Raw genomic sequence first — 10,597 nt, forward strand, 5'->3', positions numbered from 1 at the left:
GAAGTGCTCTGTCGGCGATAATTCAGCCACCATTAAAACTCTTCATTGCCTTCACCAGCGAATTCATCTTCGTCACGGCTATTACTGGCAGCGGCAGGCGTCAGTTCATTGCCTTTATGCAGCAGCATTTCACGCAATTTCTTATCCAGTTCAGCGGCAATCGTCGGGTTCTCTTTCAGGAAATTGCAGGCATTGGCTTTACCCTGACCGATCTTATCGCCGTTGTAGCTATACCAGGCACCGGCTTTTTCGATCAGCTTGTGTTTCACACCCAGGTCAACCAGCTCACCGTGGATATTGATGCCTTCGCCGTACAGAATTTGGAATTCAGCCTGTTTAAACGGTGCTGCTACTTTATTCTTCACCACTTTCACGCGGGTTTCGCTGCCGACAACTTCTTCGCCTTCCTTGATAGCGCCAGTACGACGAATATCCAGACGAACAGAGGCGTAAAACTTCAGTGCGTTACCACCGGTAGTGGTTTCAGGGTTACCGAACATCACACCGATCTTCATACGAATCTGGTTAATGAAGATCAGCAGCGTATTGGCTTGCTTCAGGTTACCCGCCAGTTTACGCATAGCCTGGCTCATCATACGTGCAGCCAGCCCCATGTGGGAGTCACCGATTTCACCTTCAATTTCGGCTTTCGGCGTCAATGCTGCAACGGAGTCGACGATGATAACGTCAACAGCGCCAGAGCGCGTTAGTGCATCACAGATCTCCAACGCTTGCTCGCCGGTATCCGGCTGAGAACACAGCAAGTTATCGATATCTACGCCAAGCTTTTTCGCATAAATCGGGTCCAGCGCATGCTCAGCATCGATAAACGCACACGTTTTGCCTTCGCGCTGAGCGGCAGCAATAACCTGTAAGGTCAGCGTTGTTTTACCAGAAGATTCCGGGCCATAAATCTCAACGATACGCCCCATCGGTAAACCACCGGCGCCCAGAGCGATATCAAGAGACAAAGAGCCTGTAGAAATGGTTTCAACATCCATTGAGCGATCCTCGCCCAACCGCATGATAGAACCTTTACCAAATTGCTTTTCGATTTGGCCCAGTGCTGCCGCAAGTGCCTTTTGTTTGTTCTCATCAATAGCCATTTCTGCTCCTGTCATGCGGCGTAGCGCTGCTGTCTCTACGCGGCTGCTTAATCATGAATTGCCGAATAATTACTGACATTATACTGTATGCGCATACAGCATCAAGGTTATTTTTTCAGAAACGTGTCGAGCAACGTTTGCAGCGCAAAATGGACCGATTGCAGACGCACCGCGTTTCTGTCTCCGCTGAACCGCATTGTCCGGGCCAATGCCTCACCCTGTTTGTCTGTGAAGCCAAACCACACCGTGCCGACAGGCTTCTCTTCGGTCCCCCCGTCTGGCCCGGCGACGCCGCTTACCGATATGGAAAAATCGGCATCGGCGGCCTGTAAAGCCCCTGCAGCCATCTCATTGACGACGGCTTCACTCACCGCGCCATGCCGTTCCAGTGTTTCTGCGTTCACATTCACCAGACGCTGCTTGGCCAGATTGCTGTATGTCACAAAGCCGTAGTCAAACCAGCCAGAACTACCTGCGATATCGGTAATAGACTTAGCCAACCAGCCTCCGGTGCAGGATTCTGCACACGTCAACGTGGCACCACGCGCCTTCAGTTTTTCACCCACCAAAGCACTTAACCGCAGAATGTCAGCTTCCGTCATTGCTGCCTCATCTTAATCAAGGATTGTTGGGTCAGGGTAACACTTTTCCCCGAAAAAGACGTCCCGCTGCACGGTATGCGAAGCGCATAGCAAAGAAGATGAAAAAGGGATGAAAACCGAAGAAGAGCGAATAAAACGCCGCCGAATAGTCAGAGAGAAAATAGCACTACCCTAATAGATTGTCGGTCGGCAGGGATACAGAGGGAATAAGAGTCATTAATAGTGATGGGACAATTTACATACAGCCAGCGCAACTGGTGCATCGCCAGTCCTGCTTATTTATAGCCTGAAAGAAATATCTAAAATAGCACTCTTCGATAGGGATATTATTTTCTTCAAAGCTATCGGCCAGCCAGTCGATATTTTCCAGAATCCAATCATCCTCATCTAACCCGTCGCGGTACATTTCATCATCAGGATCGATGATAGAGTAAATCCCTATCGTTCCCATATGATTTTCTTTATATTTTTCCGGTAACGTGAACTCTTTTTCTTTATAAGATATCAACCAGTGGCCGTGGCAAAGTAGGTTGCCATTGCGACTCCACTTAGCAACAAATGGGTTACTCATATTTATTCCTACCAGCATAAAAGCTAGCTATAAACGTATCACGACATATTTATAAAGTATAATCACCTCACAATCAATGTGCTATTTACAAGCCAGAATATAGGGGTAAACATCTTTTACATCTTAATAGGTATAAACCCATTAGCGATAAATTGATAAATATCAATTCACATGGAAATAAAATATCTAGACAGGGAAAGATAAATAAAAAAAGCCCACTAAAAATAGTGGGCGGGGTACTGCTATTATCGTTATGTAAAAACCCTGGTGTTTTGCGGCACATCATTCGGCTTCTGTCTGATACTTACAGTACCGAACGAACATTAACGCAACATTAGGCGTGGAAAAATCCTGACGATTGCTGTGATAGCCAGCACCAACACTATCGCCACCGTCTCCGCTTTGCTTCGTTGGTCGAGATCGGTCAGAATGGCGTGCACATGCCCATAAAGGGGTAATAATCCATTAGGGAGGATGACGGGTGTTTCCCTCTTTCTTAAGAAGAACAGCAGCGAAAAACGGCAGCTATGCCAATGAAATCAGCAGCAGCATTACGATCAATCGCCCAGCGGAACGCTTGTTTGATCTCTGGCGCAAACCGGAAACGTTGCCGATCCTGATGGGCCATTTCGCCAGTATCGAGATACTGAACTATACCGATTCTAACTGGCGGATTAACACACCGATTGGCGCGCTCATTGAATGGCAGGCTCGTATTATTGATGAAAAACTGGGGGAGTATATCCACTGGCGTTCGCTGGAAGGGGCTCGGGTTCCCAATGAAGGCCGGCTTTCTTTTCAAGCTGCCACATCGGAAGCGGGTACAACCGTAACACTGACGATTCGCTACAATCCACCGGGGGGGGTGATTGGGAAAAAGATCGGCCAAATGTTTGATATGTTTTCTCGCGATATGCTGACGAAAACGCTCTATCGTTTCAAAAAATTAGCTGAGGATGAGCTGGCGTAAGCCGCATCAGACACCATAGCAACAGGTCATCATTGACCGTTTTTCTGAACTGACGAAAACACCCCACTAAAAGGAACGTAGAATGCTGGAATTGATTCAAACCATTGGTCTTGGTCTGGTGTTAATCCTACCACTCGCGAACCCACTGACAACGGTAGCGGTATTTTTAGCGATGTCCGGCAACATGAGCCAAGGGGAACGAAATCGTCAGATCTTTCAAGCCTCGCTTTACGTCTTCATCATTATGACCGTCGCGTACTATGCGGGTCAGATCGTGATGAATACCTTCGGAATTTCCATTCCTGGATTGCGCATTGCTGGTGGACTTATCGTGGCATTTATCGGTTTTCGCATGCTCTTTCCTCAGCAAAAGCCAGAACATGCACCTGAAGTCAAAAGCAAAAAAGAAGAAATTAACGACAGTATCTCTGCCAATGACGTCAATATCGCCTTCGTTCCACTGGCGATGCCAAGCACCGCAGGGCCAGGAACCATTGCCCTCATCATCAGTTCTGCCTCACAAATCAAGAGCGGCGTCGACATCACGCCATGGGTGATTAACGTTGCCCCTGTACTCACGTTTATGTTGATCAGCTTGATCGTCTGGCTCAGCCTGAAAAGTTCTGGCCTGATTATGCGTCTGATCGGGAAAAGCGGCATTGAAGCCATTTCACGGCTGATGGGATTCCTGCTGGTTTGCATGGGCGTGCAGTTCATCATAAACGGTACACTGGAGATCGTGCATTCTCTCCCTTAAGTTGAAACGTTGCCAGATAGCCCAATTAGCGTCTATAACTTTGAATAGCGGGATTTATTTAACGGCCGTAAGAGATGTTCAGCCTGTGTTACATAACAACAATAAAGATTAATTTTTTGCTTACCTAGCGGAAAGTAGGTGCGGCCACCATGAAAATAAGAAAACGGTTCTCAATCAATTTACGTTCACTCATTTTATCCCTCGCCATTGTCAGCATGATCATTACGCTGACTAACGCTTATGTTGCCGTTTATAACGTACAGAAGAAGCTCATTACCGATCAGATACTGAGTTCAAACCTTAACTATTCGTCCAAATTAGCGGCTACCACAGAAAGCTTTTTGTCTTCGGCACAGAAGGAGTTGGCTTACAGCGCGGCATCAGTCGCTGAGAGTTTTAGTGACGATGCTGCGCTACTGGAGAAAAGTGAACAGACATACCGCATGAGCCAAAGTTTTAATTCTATTTTCGTTGCGGATACCCAGAATAAGATACAAGCGGTTTACCCAACCTCGCTGAACCTGAAAGGAAATACACTGACTTCAGAGGCCAGTAAGCTGGCGTTGGAGGAACAAAAGCCGTTAATCAGCCAGCCTTATGTCTCCATGACAGGGAATCTACTCGTATTGGTTTCCTCCCCCATAAAAGATAAACAAGGAAATTATCTCGGTTACATCGGCGGGACGATTTATTTAAAAAGCAAAAGCGTCTTAAACGAATTCATGAATACCCATTTCTATAACGATTACTCCAGCGTTTACGTTATCGATAAAAGCGGGATTGTTCTCTATCATCAGGATAAACAATGGGTCGGCAAGCCCGTCAGCGACGAAAGAATCAAAGCGGTATTTCAGAACAAGAAGAGTGGCACCGCCGCCATGCCCGATATGCAGGGCATGCCGTCTCTGGCGGGTTTCGATACGGTCAATTCATCCGGCTGGATCATCATTACCTTACACCCTTCTCAAACCGTTATCGATTTGCTCGACAGCGTGATGCGATCCGTCTTATATGAAGGTGCGCCAGTGATGATATTAACGCTTATTGCTCTCACCCTACTCGCTTTCTCTATTGCCAACCCTCTGCGCTTACTGGCCGTTTCTGCCAGTAAAATGGAGGAACCCGATGTCATTGAAAAAATTAAGAAAGTCCCCTCCTGGTATTTTGAGGTTGACCAGCTAAAACGCGTCATTCTTTTCGGTACTCTGCTGCTACACAAACGAATTGGCAAACTGAGTTTGCAAGCCCACACCGATCCGCTCACCGGGTTACTCAACCGCCGTGGTATCTATGAAAACATCGAACTCATTCTGTCGAAGAGTCATCAGGTTGCCGCTATCGTGATTGATATCGACCACTTCAAACACGTGAATGATACCTATGGGCACAATGTTGGCGACGATGTCATCAGGATACTGGCTAAAAACATAAAACAGGGTTCACGCGAATCCGATCTGATCGGCCGTACCGGAGGGGAGGAGTTCCTCGCGCTCTTGCCCGATACGGACATAGAGCAAGCCGCCGAAATTGCCGAACGGCTGCGTAAAAAAGTCGAAAAAATGCCGCTGCCCATTCCTGAAAACATCACAATTTCATTAGGCGTCACCTGTTTTATTCCGGGAGAGGAGCAGATCGATAGCGTTTTGAAAATCGCGGATGATGCCCTTTATCAGGCTAAGCATGAAGGCAGAAACCGAGTCGTTACCAAAACCGTTCCCGACAGTTCAATCAAGAGCGAGACAGAATAAGCACACTCAGCACCAATCCAGCTCGCTGAAAACCAGGCAAAAAAAACCCGCACGAGGCGGGTAAGGTCATTCTAATGACAGGGATGGTTAACTACACAACACTCACAGAGATGTGAGGTACTGACAAGGGATGTAAGGACTATAGCAAGCCAAATGTATAGTATTGTCATCGGCAAGTAAGGTTAATCTACCGGTTGTAAAACAACATTGGCGAGATTTCCTAGCCACCATATCTGGCTATTTCAACCTGCTTTCCCCGATCGCAATTAGGCTTTTTGGGGTTTCATCATCGCAGCCAGCAGCGCCACGATGGCCAGAACGCTGGCAAGCCCCCCAACCATCAACCATCCCCCATGATGCCATGCGGCCATCGCAACCGAAGACCCCGCCGCGCCCCCCAGAAACATGCCGCCCATGAATACGGTATTGATCCGGCCTCTGGCGGCTTCACCGAGTCCATAAATCACATGTTGATTGGCAATTAACGCACTTTGCACGCCGAGATCGAGCAGGACAACGCCGATAATCAGGCCAATGATGGAATCGAAACCAATGAATATTCCCCATGAGAGCAGCGTTAACAGCGATCCGGCAATCACAACCGGGCGACTGCCGGCTCTATCGGCCAGTCTTCCCGCTAGTGGAGCCGCAAAAATGCCCACGACACCAATCACACCGAACAGACCCGCGGCGGCAGCGCCCATGTGAAAGCGTCCACTTTCCAGATACAGAGCAAGCACGCTCCAGAACGCGCTGAACGATGCAAACAGCAGCGCCTGAATCAGTGTGGCTTTACGCAATGCACGCTCCCCCTGCCATAGCGTTACCAGTGAACGCATCAGTTCACGGTAACGAACGGTTTGATTCGATAGTGAAGCTGGTAACATTCTTCCCATTGCCCACGCGCCCGCCAGCGCCAGCGGCACGCTCAGCCAGAACATCTCCCGCCAGCCTGCGCTTTCCGCCACCAGGCCCGCAATCGTACGGCTAAGCAGGATGCCACTGAGCAATCCACTCATCACCGTTCCGACAATCGCGCCGCGCAGCTTCGCATCGGCAAGTGCCGCCGCAGCCGGAACAATCTGCTGTGCGGCGGTGGCACCAAGGCCAATAAGCAACGAGGCACTTAACAAGGCAAAAGCCGATGTCGACAACGCAGCAAACGCAGAGGCCAACGCCAGCAGCAAAAATTGCCACACGATCAGCCGACGCCGATCGAACTTATCACCGAGCGGAACCAGCAGTAGCAGTCCCAAGGCGTAGCCCAACTGCGTCACGGTTGGGATCAGAGAAACCACCCCGCTTGACGTAAAACTTTCGCCGATCACGCCTAGCATCGGTTGGTTGTAATAGATATTGGCAACAGAAATACCGCTGGCTGCGGCCATCGAGAAAATCAATATTTTGCCGGGAACCTGCTGCGTTCTGACATCGGCTTCACTGGATAATATGCTCATCATCATACCTGTCTGTGTGTTTCCTGCCGGAAATCGGCAAGCAATGAACAGAGCATAAGACGTCGTACTCATTCCCAGTAGAGAGGTAAAATGGATATCAGCTATTCTGAGTAGGAATGAATCAGGAGAAAAGACGCTGAACGAAATCGGTAAAAATTCTAGCGCGAGCTGATGTCATGCGGCCTCCGGGATAGACAGCCCACAGGTCCATCTTACCCAGCGACCATGAATCCAGCGCGGTGACGGCCTGTCCGCTCTCCAGTTCTGGTGCAAACATCCATTCGGAAGCGACGGCCAGCCCTACGCCGGATAGCACCGCAGCGCGCACGCCTTCCGCCGCAGAAACACGGATACGCCCATTGGGGAATACTGTGGTCTGTGTTCCATCCCGAGAAAAAATCCAGCGATCGGTTCTCTCTCCCTGCAAATAAATGACGGCAGGATGCGCAGCCAGCGCATCAGGAGAAGCAGGCATGCCATGAACGGCAAAATAATCGGGTGTCGCTAAGAGGCGCATGGAACACGAGGCCAACCGCTGGGCGATCAGGCTTGAATCCTTCATTTCCCCCAAACGCAGTGCTATATCAATTCCTTCAGCAATCAGATCGATCGGACGATCGTCCAGAATGACATCAATATTCAGCTGCGGATGTTCTGCCATGAATTCATAGAGTCGCGGCATAATGTGCAGTCTGGCAAAGGTGACGGGCGCACAGATGCGTAGCCGCCCAGACAGCGCAGCGCTCCCGCTAACCACATGCTCTTGGGCATCCCTCAGTACCTTTAACGCGGGGGAGATTTGCTCATAAAAATTCTGCCCAGCTTCTGTCGGTGTCAGCCCTCGGGTAGAACGGAGCAGCAGCGGCGTTGCCAGCTGATTTTCAAGCTGCATAATCGCTTTGGAAACCGCAGGCTGCCCAATACCGAGCCTGCGAGACGCAGCGGAAAACGACCCCGTTTCAAAAACGCAGATAAATGTTTCCAGCGCGCTCAGGCGATCCATGATTTCTCTTCCGCAAAAGGGGGGGCACTGCATCATACAGGAATCCTGCGAGGATAAGGCGGATCCACACCGCACCCTTCTTTTCCCTGCCATCGCCATCTTCAGGCACATTCGCTTTACCGCTGACCGCATCAGGTATTACTCTGATGGCATGATTTGTCATGGCAGGGCTAGCAAATTTTTGCTGCCTTTCTCAAAATCTTACGAGGCGATGCATGAAACTTTTCATTTACGAACACTGCCCATTCTGTGTCAGAGCCAGAATGATTTTTGGTCTGAAAGATCTGCCTGTTGAGCAATCCGTCATTATGGAAGGCGACATCGACACGCCAACGCGTATGGTGGGCCGCAAAGTGGTGCCGATCCTGCAAAAAGAAGATGGCAGCTTCATGCCGGAAAGCATGGATATCGTCCACTATGTCGACAGCAAGCAAGCACCATTAATCGCCGACAAACCGGTTGATACTGAGATTGAAGCCTGGTGTAAATCTGTTTCCAGCGCGGTGTTTAACCTTGCGATCCCTCGCTTCACAAAAGCCGATTTCAAAGAACTTTCCACGCCAGAGGCGCGTCATGCCTACATCCTGCGCGAAGAAAAAGCCTTCGGTGACCTGGATGCACTGCTCGCAAAAACGCCGGAACTGATTGCGGAAGTGGAGCAGAAACTCAAGGCGCTGGAGCCACGTCTGGCAAACGTCAGCGCCATTTCCACCACCGATTTTATTCTGTTCCCGATCTTACTGTCGCTCACGATCGTGAAAGGCGTACAGTTTGGCCCTAACGTCCACGCCTACCTTGAGCGTGTCTCAACAGCCAGCAAGGTTGCCTTGCTGACCGATAAGGCGCTGTAGAACAGCAAGAATAGAAACAACAAAGGAGCGGCTTATAGCGGCTCCTTATTTTTAGCAACGTTCGGATAACGTGGTTCATTTACCGAAATCAGGATTATTGATCCTTGGGATTGAGCTCACATCCTTCTACATCGTGATCAGGCTCGATCACGGAATACGCCTGAGCATTTTTCGTTTTCTTTATCAGGAAAGGCTTCCTTGAAAAGTAACTCCCAATGTGAGCATCATCCACGAAACAGACAATGATCTCCTTTTCATTTTCCGAGATAATGCGTAGCGAATACGTCCAACTACCATCTTTTCGCGCTGCGTCTGCCCAGTCGTTTTCCTGGCTAAACACATAATCACCGGTATCCTTCAGCAGCGTCCCCTTGGGGAAATGCTTCGGCCCAAAAGAACTGCGGAAAGTGGTCACATCCAAATGTTTCAGCACCGTCAGCGCATCCGTTTGTGTTGCCGAAAAACCGGTCTGGGGAATCATCAATACTGAAAAAATCACGGCCAACAATAGCTTCATTTACTGCAACCCTGCGATAGAAAATCCGTGTACGGATTCTATTTTAAAAACACAATTCGCAATAGCGTTATGGGGCACGCTTTTACCCCATAACGCGTGACGGATTTCAGCAGGTTACTACGATGAAATAATGGCTAAACGCGAAGCAGAGAAACATCCTTACCTGATGTTATACCGCCCTCTTTTAGTGGACATTCATTTGGAAGGCATAGCGCATTCACTTCGGCCTTAATCAGAGCAAGCGCATCATGGCTTGCATAATCTGCCTGAATCCATCTTGCACGCTGTAAATAACCAGGATCCTCCAAGATCTCAATAACAGACTGCTTAATCTGCTGTTCACTCGGCGTACTGGTTTGCAGGTTAATCCCACATTTGGCAAATACCACACGCGCAGCACCTTCCTGCTTATCTTCCCCAACACCGGCCACAATTAAGGGAACGCCATCTTTCAACGCAGCATTAATCGAACCATATCCGCCATTACTGATGACGATCGACGCCCTTGGCAGCCAATCGTCATAAGAGAGGAAGCTCACCACTCTGGCATTTTCAGGCAAGGAGGCTTGCAGCGAATCAACCGAACGCCCTCCGGTGGTCGCCAGCACCCTGACAGGTAAGTCAGCTAATGCGCGCAGCGCTGGCCCAATGAGCTGCTGGAGATCGACATTCGCCAGTGTGCCTTGTGAAACGATAATCAGTGGCCGCTTGTCGTCCGGTGCCCACCATTGCGGAACACGTTCTGCTGCTGCGTGGTGGGATAAGGGCCCAATAAATCGCACGCTTGGTGGCAAATCATCACGCTGATACTCAAGTTCAGTGGTGGATAACTGTAAGAAACGATCGCAACGGCCAATCAGCGTATCCATAAAAGGCTGTTCGAGAGGCTTTCCTCCCGACTGCACCATCGCATGATTAAACGCGTGCTGAACCTCGCTCATCAATCCCCGTGTTTCTTCATCGACCAGTTGTTCATGGCTTAGGTCAGGTGGCAGCAATTTGGGAGGAATGCGAT

The 10,597-nt window shown here is 49.5% G+C and carries 11 protein-coding genes; 4 read left to right on the forward strand and 7 right to left on the reverse strand.

Annotated elements, in window-relative coordinates; translation table 11 throughout:
* Positions 1-32 precede the first annotated feature (32 nt).
* The 3 genes from recA to K7X24_RS18900 form a co-directional block, all read right to left on the reverse strand.
* Positions 33-1,106 (reverse strand): recombinase RecA, encoded by a 1,074-nt coding sequence (recA, locus tag K7X24_RS18890; RefSeq protein ID WP_103862885.1) that lies wholly within the window; start codon positions 1,104-1,106, stop codon positions 33-35.
* A 107-nt stretch (positions 1,107-1,213) separates the two neighbouring features.
* A complete protein-coding gene (pncC, locus tag K7X24_RS18895) occupies positions 1,214-1,708 on the reverse strand; it encodes a nicotinamide-nucleotide amidase (protein ID WP_224557256.1) in 495 nt (164 codons plus the stop codon).
* 235 nt (positions 1,709-1,943) lie between these two features.
* On the reverse strand, positions 1,944-2,279 hold the full coding sequence (locus tag K7X24_RS18900) for a hypothetical protein (protein WP_224557259.1): 336 nt from the start codon (positions 2,277-2,279) through the stop codon (positions 1,944-1,946).
* Between the two features lie 481 nt (positions 2,280-2,760).
* On the opposite strand from K7X24_RS18900, the gene K7X24_RS18905 reads away from it, so the two are divergent.
* From K7X24_RS18905 to K7X24_RS18915, 3 genes are all read left to right on the forward strand, one after another.
* Positions 2,761-3,249 carry an SRPBCC family protein gene (locus K7X24_RS18905; RefSeq protein WP_224557262.1) on the forward strand — a complete coding sequence of 163 codons (489 nt, stop codon included), beginning with the start codon at positions 2,761-2,763 and terminating at the stop codon, positions 3,247-3,249.
* 82 nt (positions 3,250-3,331) lie between these two features.
* Positions 3,332-4,006 carry a MarC family NAAT transporter gene (locus K7X24_RS18910; RefSeq protein WP_224557281.1) on the forward strand — a complete coding sequence of 225 codons (675 nt, stop codon included), beginning with the start codon at positions 3,332-3,334 and terminating at the stop codon, positions 4,004-4,006.
* 149 nt (positions 4,007-4,155) lie between these two features.
* The gene (locus K7X24_RS18915; protein ID WP_224557284.1) at positions 4,156-5,754 is read left to right on the forward strand and encodes a sensor domain-containing diguanylate cyclase; all 1,599 of its coding nucleotides are present in this window, start codon (positions 4,156-4,158) and stop codon (positions 5,752-5,754) included.
* A gap of 266 nt (positions 5,755-6,020) precedes the next feature.
* Here K7X24_RS18915 and K7X24_RS18920 read toward each other — a convergent pair whose 3' ends face one another.
* On the reverse strand, positions 6,021-7,217 hold the full coding sequence (locus K7X24_RS18920; RefSeq protein ID WP_224557287.1) for an MFS transporter: 1,197 nt from the start codon (positions 7,215-7,217) through the stop codon (positions 6,021-6,023).
* Between the two features lie 115 nt (positions 7,218-7,332).
* Positions 7,333-8,214: a LysR family transcriptional regulator gene (locus K7X24_RS18925; RefSeq protein WP_180746290.1), complete on the reverse strand. Its 882-nt coding sequence runs from the start codon at positions 8,212-8,214 to the stop codon at positions 7,333-7,335.
* A 215-nt stretch (positions 8,215-8,429) separates the two neighbouring features.
* Between K7X24_RS18925 and grxB the strand changes: the two genes are divergently transcribed.
* Positions 8,430-9,065: a glutaredoxin 2 gene (grxB, locus tag K7X24_RS18930; RefSeq protein WP_224557291.1), complete on the forward strand. Its 636-nt coding sequence runs from the start codon at positions 8,430-8,432 to the stop codon at positions 9,063-9,065.
* Between the two features lie 94 nt (positions 9,066-9,159).
* Here grxB and K7X24_RS18935 read toward each other — a convergent pair whose 3' ends face one another.
* Complete coding sequence (locus K7X24_RS18935) at positions 9,160-9,582, reverse strand: bacteriocin immunity protein (protein WP_224557309.1); 423 nt, start codon at positions 9,580-9,582, stop codon at positions 9,160-9,162.
* Between the two features lie 134 nt (positions 9,583-9,716).
* The coding region (locus K7X24_RS18940; protein WP_224557326.1) for a glycosyltransferase at positions 9,717-10,597 on the reverse strand (881 nt) is incomplete at its 5' end.

This window comes from Pectobacterium versatile, assembly GCF_020166435.1.
Taxonomy (GTDB): domain Bacteria; phylum Pseudomonadota; class Gammaproteobacteria; order Enterobacterales; family Enterobacteriaceae; genus Pectobacterium; species Pectobacterium versatile.